Origin of the sequence: Modestobacter sp. VKM Ac-2979 (genome assembly GCF_026967995.1) — a bacterium.
Lineage (GTDB): Bacteria > Actinomycetota > Actinomycetes > Mycobacteriales > Geodermatophilaceae > Modestobacter.
In genome coordinates this window covers 226,097-241,230 of sequence record NZ_JAPVBO010000003.1, presented here as the reverse complement: position 1 = coordinate 241,230, position 15,134 = coordinate 226,097, and the positions used below count along the sequence as shown (strand labels likewise).

17 protein-coding genes are annotated in these 15,134 nt (G+C 73.3%); 12 read left to right on the top strand and 5 right to left on the bottom strand.

What is annotated here, in order from left to right:
- Window positions 1-11 precede the first annotated feature (11 nt).
- The 5 genes from O2W15_RS10015 (at window position 12) to O2W15_RS09995 (ending at window position 3,932) form a co-directional block, all read left to right on the top strand.
- On the top strand, window positions 12-1,007 hold the full coding sequence (locus tag O2W15_RS10015) for a sensor histidine kinase (RefSeq protein ID WP_269179307.1): 996 nt from the start codon (window positions 12-14) through the stop codon (window positions 1,005-1,007).
- The gene (locus O2W15_RS10010) at window positions 1,004-1,666 is read left to right on the top strand and encodes a response regulator (protein WP_269179306.1); all 663 of its coding nucleotides are present in this window, start codon (window positions 1,004-1,006) and stop codon (window positions 1,664-1,666) included. The genes O2W15_RS10015 and O2W15_RS10010 overlap by 4 nt, the downstream gene beginning before the upstream one ends.
- A gap of 199 nt (window positions 1,667-1,865) precedes the next feature.
- A complete protein-coding gene (locus O2W15_RS10005) occupies window positions 1,866-2,852 on the top strand; it encodes an NAD(P)-dependent alcohol dehydrogenase (protein ID WP_269179305.1) in 987 nt (328 codons plus the stop codon).
- Window positions 2,853-3,152: 300 nt separating this feature from the next.
- Window positions 3,153-3,650 (top strand): hypothetical protein, encoded by a 498-nt coding sequence (locus O2W15_RS10000; protein ID WP_269163110.1) that lies wholly within the window; start codon window positions 3,153-3,155, stop codon window positions 3,648-3,650.
- 105 nt (window positions 3,651-3,755) lie between these two features.
- On the top strand, window positions 3,756-3,932 hold the full coding sequence (locus O2W15_RS09995; RefSeq protein WP_269163111.1) for a hypothetical protein: 177 nt from the start codon (window positions 3,756-3,758) through the stop codon (window positions 3,930-3,932).
- 743 nt (window positions 3,933-4,675) lie between these two features.
- On the opposite strand, the gene O2W15_RS09990 is transcribed toward O2W15_RS09995, so the two are convergent.
- On the bottom strand, window positions 4,676-5,335 hold the full coding sequence (locus O2W15_RS09990; RefSeq protein ID WP_269179304.1) for a CPBP family intramembrane glutamic endopeptidase: 660 nt from the start codon (window positions 5,333-5,335) through the stop codon (window positions 4,676-4,678).
- A gap of 59 nt (window positions 5,336-5,394) precedes the next feature.
- On the opposite strand from O2W15_RS09990, the gene O2W15_RS09985 reads away from it, so the two are divergent.
- Together O2W15_RS09985 and O2W15_RS09980 are read left to right on the top strand one after the other, a co-directional pair.
- Complete coding sequence (locus tag O2W15_RS09985; protein ID WP_269179303.1) at window positions 5,395-5,781, top strand: hypothetical protein; 387 nt, start codon at window positions 5,395-5,397, stop codon at window positions 5,779-5,781.
- Window positions 5,778-5,978 carry a DUF6186 family protein gene (locus tag O2W15_RS09980; protein WP_269179302.1) on the top strand — a complete coding sequence of 67 codons (201 nt, stop codon included), beginning with the start codon at window positions 5,778-5,780 and terminating at the stop codon, window positions 5,976-5,978. The genes O2W15_RS09985 and O2W15_RS09980 overlap by 4 nt, the downstream gene beginning before the upstream one ends.
- A 98-nt stretch (window positions 5,979-6,076) precedes the next feature.
- On the opposite strand, the gene O2W15_RS09975 is transcribed toward O2W15_RS09980, so the two are convergent.
- The gene (locus tag O2W15_RS09975; RefSeq protein ID WP_269179301.1) at window positions 6,077-7,033 is read right to left on the bottom strand and encodes a GlxA family transcriptional regulator; all 957 of its coding nucleotides are present in this window, start codon (window positions 7,031-7,033) and stop codon (window positions 6,077-6,079) included.
- A gap of 107 nt (window positions 7,034-7,140) precedes the next feature.
- On the opposite strand from O2W15_RS09975, the gene O2W15_RS09970 reads away from it, so the two are divergent.
- On the top strand, window positions 7,141-7,782 hold the full coding sequence (locus O2W15_RS09970) for an isochorismatase family protein (RefSeq protein WP_269179300.1): 642 nt from the start codon (window positions 7,141-7,143) through the stop codon (window positions 7,780-7,782).
- Window positions 7,783-7,842: 60 nt separating this feature from the next.
- On the opposite strand, the gene O2W15_RS09965 is transcribed toward O2W15_RS09970, so the two are convergent.
- Window positions 7,843-8,715, bottom strand: a complete 873-nt coding sequence (locus O2W15_RS09965; RefSeq protein ID WP_269179299.1) for an alpha/beta fold hydrolase — start codon at window positions 8,713-8,715, stop codon at window positions 7,843-7,845.
- A gap of 189 nt (window positions 8,716-8,904) precedes the next feature.
- Between O2W15_RS09965 and O2W15_RS09960 the strand changes: the two genes are divergently transcribed.
- Together O2W15_RS09960 and O2W15_RS09955 are read left to right on the top strand one after the other, a co-directional pair.
- Window positions 8,905-10,296, top strand: a complete 1,392-nt coding sequence (locus O2W15_RS09960) for a WS/DGAT/MGAT family O-acyltransferase (RefSeq protein ID WP_269163118.1) — start codon at window positions 8,905-8,907, stop codon at window positions 10,294-10,296.
- Between the two features lie 56 nt (window positions 10,297-10,352).
- Complete coding sequence (locus O2W15_RS09955; RefSeq protein ID WP_269179298.1) at window positions 10,353-11,399, top strand: NAD-dependent epimerase/dehydratase family protein; 1,047 nt, start codon at window positions 10,353-10,355, stop codon at window positions 11,397-11,399.
- Window positions 11,400-11,424: 25 nt separating this feature from the next.
- Here O2W15_RS09955 and O2W15_RS09950 read toward each other — a convergent pair whose 3' ends face one another.
- The gene (locus O2W15_RS09950) at window positions 11,425-12,363 is read right to left on the bottom strand and encodes an alpha/beta fold hydrolase (protein WP_269179297.1); all 939 of its coding nucleotides are present in this window, start codon (window positions 12,361-12,363) and stop codon (window positions 11,425-11,427) included.
- Window positions 12,364-12,539: 176 nt separating this feature from the next.
- Between O2W15_RS09950 and O2W15_RS09945 the strand changes: the two genes are divergently transcribed.
- Both O2W15_RS09945 and O2W15_RS09940 read left to right on the top strand, forming a co-directional pair.
- Window positions 12,540-13,346 (top strand): alpha/beta hydrolase, encoded by an 807-nt coding sequence (locus O2W15_RS09945; RefSeq protein WP_269179296.1) that lies wholly within the window; start codon window positions 12,540-12,542, stop codon window positions 13,344-13,346.
- A gap of 64 nt (window positions 13,347-13,410) precedes the next feature.
- A complete protein-coding gene (locus O2W15_RS09940; RefSeq protein WP_269179295.1) occupies window positions 13,411-14,307 on the top strand; it encodes an alpha/beta fold hydrolase in 897 nt (298 codons plus the stop codon).
- 3 nt (window positions 14,308-14,310) lie between these two features.
- On the opposite strand, the gene O2W15_RS09935 is transcribed toward O2W15_RS09940, so the two are convergent.
- On the bottom strand, window positions 14,311-15,081 hold the full coding sequence (locus O2W15_RS09935) for an SDR family NAD(P)-dependent oxidoreductase (protein WP_269179294.1): 771 nt from the start codon (window positions 15,079-15,081) through the stop codon (window positions 14,311-14,313).
- Window positions 15,082-15,134: the final 53 nt, after the last annotated feature.

Here is a 15,134-nt window from a genome sequence, read left to right as displayed (position 1 = left end):
CGCGCTGGGTCGTGCTGCTGTTCGCCGTCGGCAGCGGCGCGCTGTACTGGCGCCGCCACGCACCTGTCGTCGTCCTCGCCGTCGTCCTCGCCGCGTGGGCGCTGACCCTCGGCAGCGGCCACGCCGACCTCGGCGGCCATGCGCTCTTCGCCCTCTACGCCCTCGGGCGCTACGGGTCGGTCGAGCGGTGGGGACACCTCGGGGTGGACGTCGCGCTCGTCGTGCTCGTGCTCGACGGGGTCACCGGCGACGTCCCGTGGAGCGGGGTCGCGTTCGGCGTCGTCGTCTTCTTCGCCGTCTGGGAGGTCGGACGTCGGCTGCGGCTGCGCTCTGAGCGCGCCGTGCTGGAGGAGCGCGAGCTGCGGGAGCGGGAGCGTCGCATCGTGACCGAGGAGCGGTCCCGGATCGCGCGCGAGCTGCACGACGTCGTCGCGCACCGGGTGAGCCTGATGACGGTCCAGGCCGGCGCGGCGAAGACCGTCGCGTCGGCCGACCCCGAGGCGGCGGCGCGCGCCATGGGCGCGGTCGAGGAGGCCGGCCGGCAGGCGCTGGACGAGCTGCGTCACCTGCTCGGCGTGCTGCGTCCCTCGACCGGATCGGCGGACACCGAGCCGCAACCGGGTCTGGCCGACCTCCCCGCGCTGGTGGCGCGGATGCGCGAGGCGGGCCTGGACGTCGACCTGGACATCGACGGCGTGACCGGCGGGCTGCCCGCGCGGGTGGAGCTGTCGGCGTACCGCATCGTGCAGGAGTGCCTGACGAACGTGGTGAAGCACGCGGGTCCCGGCGCGCGCACCGGCGTCCGGCTCACGACCGAGGGACCGGATCTCGTCGTCGAGGTGCGCGACGACGGCAGCGGAGCGACGTCACTGCCCGGCGCCGGGCACGGCATCGTCGGCATGCGCGAGCGCGCGCAGCTGCTCGGTGGCAGCCTCGACGTCGGCCCGCGTCCGGACGGCGGGTTCGCCGCGCGGGCCCGCCTGCCGCTCGACGGCGGGGCGGCATGACGATCCGGGTGGCCGTCGTCGACGACCAGGCGCTCGTGCGTGGCGCGTTCGCGATGGTGCTGAACCACCAGCCGGACATTGAGGTCGTCGCGGAGGCCGGCACCGGCGTCGAGGCGATCGACGTCGCCCGCCGGCACCGGCCCGACGTCGTGCTGATGGACATCCGCATGCCGGAGATGGACGGCCTGGAGGCCACGGCGCGCATCGTCGCCGAGCTGGGCGACGCGGTGCGGGTGGTCATCCTCACGACGTTCGAGCCGGACGAGTACGTGTACCGGGCGCTGCGCGCGGGAGCGAGCGGCTTCGTCCTCAAGGACCTGCCGCCCGAGCAGCTCGTCGTCGCCGTCCGCACGGTCGCCGACGGCGGCGCGCTGCTGGCGCCGTCGATCACCCGGCGGCTGATCGAGCGGTTCGCGGCGCAGCGCGCGCCCGACACCGCCCTCGCCGGACGGCTGGAGAGCCTGACCGCCCGCGAGCGCGACGTCGTCACCGCCGTCGCGAGGGGGCGGAGCAACGCCGAGATCGCGCGCGAGCTGTACATCGGCGCGGCGACGGTGAAGTCGCACGTGTCGAGCGTGCTCACCAAGCTCGGCTTGCGCGACCGTGCCCAGGTGGTGGTGTTCGCCTACGAGGCGGGGCTCGTCGAGCCGGGCGCCTGAACGCCGGGCGACGTCAGTCGCGCCCGTCCGGGCGGGCCGGGGGCGGTCCCGGGATGCCTGGACTCTGTCGAGGTCGGTGCCCGGCCCGACGTGCCGGCACCGCGTGATCAGGTCGCCTTTCAGGGTCTTCCCTGATGATCTTCGCCCCCGCCCAGATCTAGCGTCCTGCGCAACGACCAGGACGCACCGAGGGGCAGCCATGAAGGCGATCGTCCAGCACCACTACGGATCCCCCGACACCCTGCGACTCGAGGACGTCGACCGCCCGGACGCCGCACCAGGCCACGTCCTCGTTCGCGTGCGGGCCACCTCGGTCAACGCGGCTGACTGGCACGTCATGCGCGGTGATCCGAAGCTGGCCCGGTTGCAGCTCGGCGTGCGCCGCCCCAAGGCGTCGATCCGAGGCCGCGACTTCGCTGGCGAGGTCGTCGAGGCCGGCGTAGGGGTGAGCCATGTGCAGACCGGCGACGAGGTGTACGGCGAGACGGGCATGACCGACGGCGCCTTCGCCGAGTACGTCTGCGCGCCGGCTGATCAGGTGGCGCGCAAGCCCGCCGGCCTGACCTTCGAGCAGGCCGCCGCCCTACCGCTCGCCGGCTGCACCGCCCTCCAGGGGCTCCGCGACGTCGCGCGCGTGCAGCCCGGCCACCGGCTGCTCGTCAACGGCGCCTCCGGTGGGGTCGGCACGTTCGCCGTCCAGATCGGCAAGGCCCTCGGCGCGCACGTCACCGCCCTCTGCAGCACCCGGAACGTGGAACTGGTGCGCTCCCTCGGTGCAGACGACGTCGTCGACTACACCACCGTGGACATCATCGCGGCCGCTCGCCGCTTCGACGTCGTCCTCGACCTCGTGGGCAACCGCCGCCTCGGTGAGCTGCGCCAGGTTCTCACCGAGCGCGGAGTCCTGGTGCTGGCCGGCGGCGGGGTGTTCGACGGCGGCAGCCTGGTCGGCCCGATACGACTGATCGTCGCCGGCGGGCTGGCCGGCCGGGTGGTCCGTCAGCGGATCCAGCCGTTCACCGCGACACCGACCACCGAGCGCCTGGACGCCCTGGCTCGGCTGGTCGAGTCCGAGCGGGTCCACCCGGTCATCGACCGCACGTACTCGCTGGCCCAGGTACCGGCCGCAATCCGCTACCTGGAGACCGAGCACGCCCGTGCGAAGGTCGTCGTCACCGTCCCCTGATCAGCAGGTCCACCTGCGGCGGGTCCCTCGGCGCCCTCCGACCGCCCCCGTGACCGCCGATGGTCGTTGCAGAGTCGGCGCAGCCCACGCTCGGGGTCGGTCCGCCGGGAACGGGCGGTGCGGTGCCACCGCCCGGGACGCGACCTCATGACACCCGCGACGCCATCGTCGACGTACACCGGAGTGCGGTGCCGCTGCGGCCCGTGATGACGCTGCGCGGGGGCCGGAGATGACATCGTCATGCGAAAGACGTGTGATCACGCACTGGGCTGGAACTCCCTGGCCCGGTGGCATGGGTGCATGAACTCCGACTTCGTCGAGGACCTCATCATCCAGCTCACCGAGTTCGCCGCCGGACTGGAGCAGTGGCAGCAGGTCGGCACACTGCTCCTCTTCGGCATGATCCCGTTCGTGGAGTCCTACCTGGGCAGCTTCATCGGCACCATCGTCGGTGTCGACCCGCTCCTGGCCGTGCCCGCCGCCGTCATCGGCAACATCGTGGCCACCTTCCTGACCATCGCCCTTGCCAGCGGCGTCCGAGATGCGGCCACCCGGGGCCGGTCGGGCAAGGCGCCGTCCAAGGGCAAGCGGAAGGTCGCCAAGTACTTCGAGCGTGTGGGTGTTCCTGGCGTCTCACTGCTCGGAGCGGTCCTCCTGCCCACGCAGATCACCGCGCCGACCCTGATCGCGCTCGGAGCACGCAGAGGTGCCGTCTACGTGTGGATGGCCATCGCGATCACCGTCTGGGGCATCGCCTTCGGGTTCTTCGGAGACCGCGTCGTCGCCTGGTACGGCTGAGCGGTCGCCTGGTACGGCTGAGCGGACACCACGCTCGATGTCCAGCGCCTCGACCGGTTCGATCCCTGGCGTCGATCCGGCCCCGACACCGAGGACCATAACCGCGTGGCCTCGAAGTGGCGGGCCACGACGTCCGGCATGCGGTTCGCCGCCCCGAGGATGAACTCGGCGACCTCCGCGATGCCTTCCTCGCTCCTCAGGTCGATGGCGACGTCGGCCGACTGGCTGACCTTGCTCTTCCGACGCCCGTTCGTCGTCGCCTCCTGGGCAACGGTCAGCTGAACCGGGGGCAGTCCTTGGACCGCGCCCGCGGCGCTGCTCATCACCGCGGCCGTCGACGGACCGTGTCGTGCCCCTCCGTGGGCGGTCACCGGTGACCGCGCGTTACCGATCGGGTGACCGAGCGTCCGCCTGGGGTCGATCAGTGTCGTGCCGAGTGGCCTGACGCAGCCAGCCGGCCCAGACCTCAACGGGGGTCGGGCGTTGCGGCAGACGGCCCATGGGACGGTGCGACGAAGGCGCAACTGCCGGCGTGATCCTGTGACTCCTGGCAGACGCGGCCGGTGTGCAGGTCTGTCATGCCGCAGTGGCCGGCAGCCGCGGCCGACTCGTCGATGCTCGCGTTGTGCAGGTCCAAGCGCTCGGCGTCGGCCGGTCGCGGTGCTGAGCTGGTCATGAGGTCCTCGAATCAGGTCGGGAAGAGGCGGTCGGGACCGACGAAGCGCGATTCGGGTCCGAGCGGAGCACGGGACTCCGACGAGAGTCCCCCCTGGCGGGGCCCGGCGACAGGGCCTTCGGTCCCTGTTCGCGACCGGGGAACTCTCCTGGCCGGGACTGCGGCGGCCACCCCGGGCAGCTCCGGACCGATCCGGATCAGGCGTAACCGCAGGCGTGTGCGGAGGTACCGAGTCGCCCCTCGAACACCAGATCGAACCCCTGACAACCCAGGGCCGTGGGAGTTCTGGCGTTCCTGGCTCCGGTACGTCCGGTCTCGGATGAGCCGTGGCGGACGCCCCCGCTGGGGCTCATCCGAGACGATGGGCAGCGGTTGCAGCCAGCGCACCCAGGCTGTTCGTCGCCAGATGGAGGAGGACGGGGGCCAGCAGGCTGCCGCTCCGGAGGCGCAGCCAGGCGAAGAGGACCCCCGCTGCCGCCGTGAACGTACATCCGAGCAGGACGGCGACGACGAGTCCCGCAGACCCGTCGATCAGGGTGTTGGCAGTGGCCGCGCTCAGCGTGGGACGGATGTGCCAGATCCCGAAGAGGACCGCCGAGACCGCGATGGCCGCACGCGGCGCCGCCACCCGCATCAGCGCCGCCAGCAGGACGCCACGGAAGGCCATCTCCTCCCACAGGACGGTGCCGAGCGGGATCCGGACCAGCACCTGGTAGGCGACCTCTGCGGAGCTGGCACCGGCGAGCCGTGCATCCGCCAGGAGGGGGCGGACCGGCGAGGCCATGAGGCCGGCCGCGTAGCCGGCGGCGACCACGGCGGAGCACGCCCCGCCCCATCGCAGCCCTGCTCGGGCTCCACGCGGATCGAGGCCCAGTTCCTTCCAGGTGAGGCCGACGAACCGAGCCCCCACGAGGAGCAGGCCCGTCGCCGCCAGATTGACCGGGACATAGGACTGCGGGTAGCCCGGCGTCCGGGTGATGACGACGTTGTTCCAGGCGGCGAGGAGCACGGCGACGGAGGCGGCGAACAGGAGCGCGCCCCGGCGGCCTGCTGGTCGAACATGCACGCGTGAGGTCTTCCCCGTTCGCGCGCCGGCTCACCTTCGCGGCCATGGCGCTGTCCTGCGTCGCTGCCGTGATGGCCTGGGGCGAACTGTCGGTGGGGGCGCTCGTCGTGATCGGCGCGGCCGGGACCGCCGTCGTCGTCGTGGCGTTGGTCCGGCAGTCGGGCGAGACCGCTCCACCAGTGGGGCGACGAGGGCTGCCGTGGCTCGCCCTCGTGACCGCCGCCGTGTCCTGGGAACTCGTGACGCTCGCCGACGACGAGCTGCCGACGGCGAGCGATCTCGCGGATCCCTTCCTCGCCGAACCGCTGCTGCGCGGCGCCGCCACCGTGTGCTGGCTGGCCGTCGGGGCCTGGCTGCTCGGTCGTCCGCGCCGCCGGCCACAGCGATGACCAACGGCGTCCTGCTGAGCGCTGCCGGCTTCCTGGGGCTGCTCGTCGTCGGTGTGGCGATCGAGGTCTGCGCCCGCCTCGGACTCGGTCCGGCCACCGCGGGCCGAGCTCTGGGCGCCGCCATGCGGACGACGCCCGGCCGCGCAGTCGTCCTGCTCACCTGGCTCTGGCTCGGCGTGCACTTCCTGGCGCGTTGATGCGGTCGTACGGTCCCTCGGGTTGCGGGTCGGCCGAGCAGTGAGCGAGTCAGCTGTACGGCGGACGGGAGAGGCCCGGGGCGCTGCGACGACGGGCGTCACGCACCGTCTGAGATGCGGAACCGCTGCCGGTAGGACGTGGGAGTGGTGGCGTAGGCCGCGGTGAAGTTCTGGCGGAGGGTCACGGCGCTGCGGAAGCCGCACGCGCGTGCTGTCCGCTCGATCGACCAGGTCGTGGTCTCCAACAGCCGCCGGACCTCCTCGAGTCGCTGGGTCAGGACCCAGCGGGCGGGGGTGGTCCCGACCGCTTCGGTGAACCGGCGGGTGAAGTTGCGCCCGCTCATCCGGGCGTGGCCGGCCAGCTGGTCGACCGCCAGGTCCCGGTCGAGGTTGGCCAGCGCCCAGTCCATGGTGGCGCCGATCGGGCCTCCCCCGCCCGGTTCGGGCACGGGCCTCTGGACGAACTGGGCCTGGTCTCCGTCGCGATGCGGCGCCACCACCAGGTGCCGGGCCAGCGTGTTGGCCGCAGCGCTCCCGAGGCGGGTGCGGACCACGTGCAGACAGGCGTCCAGGCCCGAGGCGGTGCCGGCTGACGTGAGGACGTCGCCGTGGTCGAGGTACAGGGCAGAGGCGTTCACCTGCACCGCGGTCCGCCGCTGCTGCAGCAACGGTGCCGCCGCCCAGTGCGTGACGGCGCCCCGGCCGTCGAGGAGCTCGCTGTCGGCCACCGGAAACGCGCCCAGACACAGTCCGACGACGGTCGAACCGTCGTCGTGCGCACGGTTGACCAGTTGGACCAGGTCGTCGCTGGCTGGCCGGAGATCAGCCGGCCAGGAAGGCAGCACCACGATGTCGGCGCCCGACACGACCTCAGGTCCCGCGACGTCCTCGACGCGCAGACCCTCAGCAGTGCGGATGCCATGCCCATCCTGCGTCCACACGGAGGTCTGCCAGCCGGACGCCAGGCCGAGCCGGGAGACCTCACCGAACACGAGCAGAGGCGTGGCCAGGTGGAACATCGTCATGCCGTCGAAGGCGTGCACCGCGATCTTCACTCTTGTCCTGATCTCATCGACTGTCGTCAGTTCAGCCACTCACGGTATGCCCAGCGCGGCGGGCACCCTGATGGGCGTCGACGCCGTCCAGCCAGGGAGTACGAGCCATGTCCGCCCCCCGCCGTGCCCTTGTCGTCATCGACGTGCAGAACGACTACTTCGATGGACCGCTGGAGATCCAGTACCCGCCGCGCGAGGACTCCCTCGCCCGCATCGTGAGCGCCATGGACGTCGCCGCTCAGCACGAGCTCCCGGTGGTCGTGGTCCGGCACGAGCTCCCCGCGGGGGCGCCGGTCTTCGCGGCCGGCTCGGCCGGGCAGGCGCTGCACCCGGACGTCGAGAAGCGCACGACGGACACGTCCAAGCTGGTGACCAAGAGCAACGCCAGCGTCTTCTCCGGCACCGACGTCGCGTCCTGGCTCGCGGACAACGGGCTCGACTGCATCACCTTGGTCGGGTACATGACCAACAACTGCGTCATCGGCACCGCAGCCGCCGCCGAGGACCTCGGGATCGCCGTCGAGGTCCTCTCCGACGCCACCGGCGCCATCAGCATCGTGAACGACGCCGGCAGCGCCTCCGCTCGGCAGGTCCACGAGACCCTCATGGCGCTGCTGAACTCCAACTTCGCCGCCGTCGCCACCACCGCGACGTGGACCAGTGCCGTCGAGCAGGGTGAGGCCTTGACCAGCAGCGACCTGGGGACGTCCGCCGTCCAGGGCCGTGCCGCCTACGGCGCCACGCCGTAGGCGCCTCCCGTCACGCCCGGGCGGGCGGTGCTCCCGCACCGGGCAGCCGCGGCCCGGTGGTCACTCCCGCAGGGCCGCGTGGACCTCCTCGGCGTGGTCGAAGACGAGGAAGTGCCCCTCACCGGCGAACCAGTGAGCCGAACAGTTCGGGAGCATCGCAGTGAGCACCTGCCCGAGCGCCACGGGCACCAGCCAGTCCTGCGTCCCGTGCCAGAGGTGCACGCGCTGACGCACGCTGGACAGCGGGAAGCCCCACGGCCGGAACAACAACGCCCGGTCCTGGGCCAGCGACGAGGACCCCTGGCGCAGCCCCTCGGTGAAGGTCTCGGACAGCACCTGTCGGACGTCGGGCCGACCGAGCAGTCGCCGGTCGGTCGCGTTGAGCCGCAGCTGCAGGTAGCACGGGATCAGCGCCGGCCGCAGCGCGATCGGCGCGAAGACCGGCTGCAGGAACGCCGCCGCCACGCCAGGCCGGTGGACGGCGTCCCGCACCCGTCCGGGCACCCACTGCGGCCAGGGCCACGGGACGTCGGGCGGCGGCGCCCCGCCGAGGACGCCGACGGCCCGCACCCGCTCTCCGAAGACGTGCGCACAGGCCAGGGCGTAGGCGGCGCCACCGGAGAGGCTGAGCACGGCGAACCGGTCGACGCCCAGGTGGCTGAGCAGCTCGTCGACGTCGTCGGGCCAGTCGAGCACGCGGCGGCCGGGTTGCGGGTCCGAGCGCCCGAAGCCGGGACGGTCGGGGACGACGAGGCGCACGCCCCACCGTCGGTAGGTCTCGCCGTCCGGGACGTGCCGCTCCAGCCGTGAGCTCGGTGAGCCGTGGCAGGCGAGCACCGGCCACCCGTCCGGGTCGCCCCACTCGGCGTACGCGAGCGCCCGGCCGTCACGCAACCGGATGCTGCCCTCCCGGTGCCCCGCTGCGCCGCTCACGCAGCCTGCTTACCCCGCCCGGACGCTCAGCCGCACCTCACAGGCAGGAGCGATGGTCACCGGCGCCGGCGGACCGCGCCTCACCTTGCCGGCCGGTGGCGGGGCTCCTAGCGTCGGCCCACCCGAGGACGTGCGCGCGCCTGCCGGCGAGCCCTCTCGAGGGGCAGCGAGGAGCTGATCGTGGACCGCATGAGCGCGACCGACGCCGGGTTCTTCTACGCGGAGAGCGAGAACACGCCCATGCACGTGGGCTCGGTCTCGGTGTTCGAGGGGCCGGCACCGTCCTACGGCGACGTGGTGCGGCTGCTGGTGAGCAAGCTGCCCCTCGTGCCCCGCTACCGGCAGCGGGTGCGTTCGGTGCCGTTGGAGCTGGGCCGCCCGCTGTGGGTCGACGACGAGCACTTCCAGGTGCTGTACCACGTGCGGCACACCGCGGTGCCCAGGCCGGGTGACCGCGAGCAACTGCGCAACCTCGCCGGGCGGGTGCTGGGTCAACGGCTCGACATGAGCAAGCCGCTGTGGGAGGTCTGGCTGGTGGAGGGCCTGGAGGAGGACCGGTGGGCACTGATCCTCAAGGTCCACCACTGCATGGTCGACGGCGTGGCCGGCGCCGACCTGATGCAGCTGCTCTTCGACTCGAGCCCCGACGCCGTGCACGGCGACCCGCGGGACTGGTCGCCGCAGCGCAGTCCCTCGACGCTGGCAGTGGTCGCCGGTGCGGTGCAGGACGCCGCGCTGCGGCCCACCCGGCAGCTGCTCGCCGCCCCGGGCGTGGTCGGGACGGTGAAGGGGCTGGTCAGCACCGGCCGGGGTCTCGCCGCGGAGATGCCCACCCTGGCCCGGCAGCTGACGACCCCCGTCGCCCGGGCGCTGAACGGGCCGATCGGACCGCACCGCCGGTGGGCGTGGGCGGAGACGCAGCTGGCGGAGGTCAAGCGAGCTCGCACGGCCCTGGGCGGCACGGTCAACGACCTGGTGCTCACCGCCATCACCCGCGGCTTCCGCGATCTCCTGCAGGGCCGGGGGGAGCTCGCCGACGGCCTCGTCGTGCGCACCATGGTGCCGGTGTCGGTGCGCACCGAGGGCGAGCGCGGCTCGCTGGACAACAGGATCTCCGCGGTCTTCGTCGACCTGCCGGTGGCCGAGCCGGACCCCCGCTCGCGGCTGGCCTCCGTCCGGGAGCAGATGGACCACCACAAGTCCGCGCTGCAGCGGCTGGACACCCGCTCGATCATCGGGCTGGCCGACGTCACCGCCCCCGGCCTGCTCGCCTTCGGCGTGAAGGCAGGCACCCGGGCCGGGCAGTGGTACGCGCAGGCGGTGACCACCAACATCCCCGGGCCGCGGGTGCCGCTGTTCGTACTGGGCTCCCGGATGCTCAACTCGCACGCCTACGTGCCGATCTCCAGCGGGATCCGACTCAGCATCGGCGTCTTCAGCTACGTCGACGAGATGACCTTCGGCGTCAACGCCGACTTCGACGCCTTCCCCGACGTGGACGTCCTCGCCGAGGGGATCAGCGCGGGCATGGACGAGCTGTGCGCCCTGAGTGCGGAGCCGGCCGCCGGCACGGCCGGCTGACCCGCGGCGGCGTCCCCGGCCGGGTTGGCATCCCGTCCCGGGGGTAGCCGCCGGAGGTGACCGACACCGATGACCGGACCACCACTGGCTCTCCGGGGAGCGCAGGGGACGGGGTCGGCCTGACGGTCGCCGTCACTGGGCCCACCGGGACCTTCGGAGCCGGCCTGGTCCCGCTCCTGCAGTCCGATCCCGGGGTCGCGCGCATCGTCGGGGTCGCCAGGCGTCCGTTCGACCCGGCCGACCGTGGCTGGACGAAGATGGAGTACCGCCGAGGCGACGTCCGGGATGCCAGCACCCTCGCCGACGCCTTCGCTGGCGCCGACGTGGTCGTGCACCTGGCGTTCCACATCACCGGCAACGCCCGGCCCGAGGAGATCCGGGCCATCAACGTCGACGGGACGCGGAACGCCTTCCGCGCCGCCTCGGCCGCCGGCGCGCGACGGTTCGTGCACGCCTCCTCGGTCGCCGCCTACGGCTTCTCCCGCGACAACCCGGTGGGGATGACCGAGGAGTGGCCGGTGCGCACGTCGTCCCGGCTGTTCTACGCCCGGGAGAAGGCAGAGGTGGAGGAGCTGCTGGTCACCGAGGCGGTTGCCGCCCCCGACGTGGCGCTCTACCTGCTCCGGCCGCCGTTGGTGCTCGGTCCGCACAGCCTCGGCGCCAAGGACCTGCTGCCCGGTTCCCTGGCGCCGCTGGCCCGGCGGTTCGCCGGGGCGGCCATCCGGCGCCTGCCGGTGCCCGTGCCGGTCGCCGTGCCCGCCGTCCCCGTGCAGTTCGTCCACGAGGACGACGTCGGCTCGGCCCTGCTCCTGTGCGTCCTCGGCGCCGGCCCGCCCGGGGCCTACAACATCGCCGGCGACGGCGTCCTCACCGCGGCCGACGTGGCCCGCGAGTGCGGCGCGCTGCCGCTGCCGCTGCCGGCCGGCCCGGCGCAGCTGGCCGCCCGGGCGGTCTCCCGGCTGCCCTTCCTGCCGCCGCCGGCCCAGTGGGTGGAGGCGCTGAGCCATCCGGCGATCATGGACACCACGAAGGCCCGGACCCAGCTGGGCTGGCGGCCGCGGTACACCGGCCTGCAGGCACTGCGCGACACCGTGTCCCGCTGAGGCCGGACCGCAGGCGGCCCTGCCCTCAGCCCGGCGGCAGCTGCTGCAGCCAGGGGACGACGTCGTCCGCCAGGCGCTCAGGAACCTGCAGCTGCGGCACGTGCCCGACGCCGGGGAGCTCGACGTACCGCCAGTCCGGGTGCCGGTGGGCCACGTCGCGGGCGTTCGCGACCGGCACCAGCCGGTCCCGCTCGCCGTGCACGAGCAGGACCGGCACCGAGATCGTCGCCATCGCCCGGCGGTAGCGACGCGGGTCCGCCTGCACCCGCAGCAGGGACCGGGCGGCGGTCAGGAACGCCCGGTCCATGCCCGCCACGTCCTGCCGCTGCTCCACCAGCGCCACCGACCGGTCCACCAGCGACGCCGGCACGCCGGCCGGGTCGACGCCGCAGAGCCGGAGCATGTCCAGCACCTGCGCCCGAGCCCCGGTCCGTCGGCGTCGCGCCCGCAGGGTCTGCTCCCCCACCCCGGGCAGGGCGTAGGCGGCGAAGGTCAGGGCGACCAACGGGTCCAGTGCCCGCCGCGGGCCGGGCACGGCCGGGTCGAGCAGCACCAGGCCGCGCACCAGCTCGGGCGCCGCCGCCGTCTCCAGGATCGAGATCATCCCGCCCATCGAGTTGCCGACGAGGACCGCCGGTCCGCCGGCGACGTCCCGCAGGAACCGGTCCAGCACGAGCACGTTGCCGTGCACGGTGGCCTGCCGCCGGCCGGGCTCGCTGCGGCCGAAGCCGGGGAGGTCGAGGGAGAGCACCCGGGCATGCGGGGTGAGCAACGGCGCGAACAGATCCCAGTTCAGGTGCGAGCCGCCCAGCCCGTGGACGAGGACGACGGTCGGCCCTTCCGAGCGACCTCCGTGGTCCACCATGTGGACCGGGCCACCCAGGTCGACCGTGCTGCTCTCCCCGACCGCCCCGTCCTCCTGCGGCCCGTCCGGATCTGGCCCGTCCTGCTGCGCTCCGGCCATGCCCACCTCCTCCTCGACGACCAGGCCCCGCCGCGGGCGGGCGCACCCGCCCAGTCTGCGGCTGCCCACCCGACCTGCGGCCGGGTGGGCAGCCGCCACGCGTCGCTCGACAGGTGACGGTCAGGGCGCCATGCTCGACCGACAGCGGGCCACCGGCGGTCGGCGAGGAGGCCCACGTGCGCAGCCACACCCCCGATCGACCGCCGCTCCCCCTCTACCTGACCGAGGCCTGGCGGGCGACCGCCGACTACGGCCTCTACCTGGCCACCCACCCTCTGCTGCGGGCGCTGCCCTCCGGCGACGGCCACCCGGTGCTCGTGCTGCCCGGCCTGCTGGCCGACGACGCCTCCACCCGCGTGCTGCGGCGCGAGCTGCGCAGGCTCGGCTACCGCGCGCACGGCTGGCAGCTGGGGCGCAACATCGGCCCCACCCCGCTCGCGGTCAACGGCCTGCGGGACCGGCTGGACCAGCTCGCCCACCGCCACGACCGGCCGGTGACACTCGTCGGTTGGAGCCTGGGCGGCATCTTCGCCCGCGACCTGGCCCGCCGGACGCCCGCCCACGTACGCCAGGTGATCACCCTGGGCAGCCCGTTCCGGATGGTGCACACGAACCAGAGCAGGGCCCACCGCGCCTTCGAGCGCTACTCGCACCTGCACGTCGAACGGCTCGCGCTGCCCTTGGAGGGCGACCGCGGCCCGCTGCCCATGCCGTCGACGTCCGTCTACTCCCGCTACGACGGGATCGTGCACTGGCAGGCGTGCCTGGAGGCCCCGGGTCCGCAGACGGAGAACATCGCCGTGCACGCCAGCCACCTGGGGCTGGGCCACCACCCCGCCGTCCTCTACGCGGTGGCCGATCGGCTCGCCCAGGCCGAGGGCACCTGGCGGCCGTTCCGGGCTCCCCTCCCGCTCGGACGGCTCTTCCCCGCCCCGGACCAGCCCGGTGCCGACGAACTCGCGGGCACCGGCACGGTGGCCTGACCCGGACGGCGCAAGGTCGCCGCGGTCGCGGCCCGGACCGTCGGCTGCACTACCGTCCCCGGGCATGGCGGACGTCGACATCCAGCGGGCACAGATCGGCGAGATCGAGATCGCCTACGAGACCTTCGGCGACGCGGGGAACCCGCCCGTGCTCCTGATCATGGGCCTGGCCACCCAGATGGTCGGCTGGCCGGACGAGTTCTGTGCCGGCCTGGCCGACCAGGGCCTGTTCGTGGTCCGGTTCGACAACCGCGACATCGGCCTGTCGACGCACCTGGACGCTGCCGGGCCGGCCGACGTCCTGGCCGTGATGGGCGGCGACCGGTCCGGCGTCCCGTACGCGCTGGCCGACCTCGCGGAGGACACCATCGGCCTGCTCGACGCCCTCGGCCTGGACAGCGTCCACCTGGTCGGCGCGTCGATGGGCGGCATGATCGCCCAACTGGCCGCCATCGAGCACCCCACCCGGGTGCGCAGCCTGACCTCGATCATGTCGACCACGGGGAGCCCGGCGGTGGGCGCACCGTCCGAGGCGGCCATGGGCGTGCTGCTGGCACCGCCCGCGGTCGACCGCGAGAGTGCGATGCGGCGGATGGTGGACACCTACCGCGTGATCGGCTCACCCGGCTTCGAGTTCGACGAGGCAGCGCTGCGGCAGCGCGCGGGGCTGTCGTTCGACCGGGCGTACGACCCCGACGGGGTGGCCCGTCAGCTCGCCGCGATCCTGAGCACGCCCGACCGGACCGCCCAGCTCGGCGGGATCGGAGTTCCCACGCTCGTCGTGCACGGCGACCAGGACGCGCTCGTGAACGTCGACGGCGGACGGGCCACCGCAGCCGCCGTCCCGGGTGCCGATCTGCTGGTCGTCGAGGGCATGGGCCACGACCTGCCGCGGGACACGTGGCCGCAGCTCATCGACCGGATCACCGACCTCGTGCGCGTGGCGGAGCGTGGGCGCTGAGCTTCAGCTGGTCAGCATCCCACCCTCGACCGGCAGCGTCGTGCCGCTGATGTAGCCTCCGGCGTCGCTGACCAGGAAGACCAGGGCGGCGGCGAGTTCATCGGGATCGCCCGGCCGGTTCATCAGGACGCGGGCCATCTGGGAGTCCAGGTAACCCTCGGCGTAGTTGTCCGTCATCTCCGACGCGAAGAACCCCGGTGCCAGGGCGTTGACCCGGATCCCTTTGCGGCCGGTCCACTGCTGGGCGAGGTCGCGGGTCAGGCCGATCAGCCCGGCCTTGCTGGCGGCGTAGGCAGCTTGCGGCAGACCCGCTGTGGTGAGTCCGAGGATGCTGGAGATGTTCACGATCGAGCTGCCCGGCTGCATGACCCGCCCGCAGGCCTGCGCCATCCAGTAGCAGCCGTTGAGGTTGACGTCGATCACCTGCCGGAACTGCTCGGGGGTCTCCCGGGTCGCCGGATGGGCGGTGCCGATGCCCGCGTTGTTGACCAGGACGTCGACCTTGCCGAACTCCGCCATGCAGGCGTCCACCAGCGCCTGGCAGTCCTCGGGGCGGGAGACGTCGGTGCGCACGGTGATCGCCCGCCGACCGGCCCGCTCCACCGCTTCCCGGGTGGCGGTGAGCCGGTCCTCCCGCCGGGCGGCGATCGCCACGTCGGCGCCGGCCTCAGCCAGGGCGCGGGCGAACACCGCCCCCAGCCCCGATGACGCGCCGGTCACGATCGCCACGCGGTCGTCCAGTCGGAACATGTCCAGGATCCTGCGGTCAGTCACCGGTGTCGGCTCCTCTCCCCCGCGACGTCCCCGGCCCCGTGCGGTACGGGACC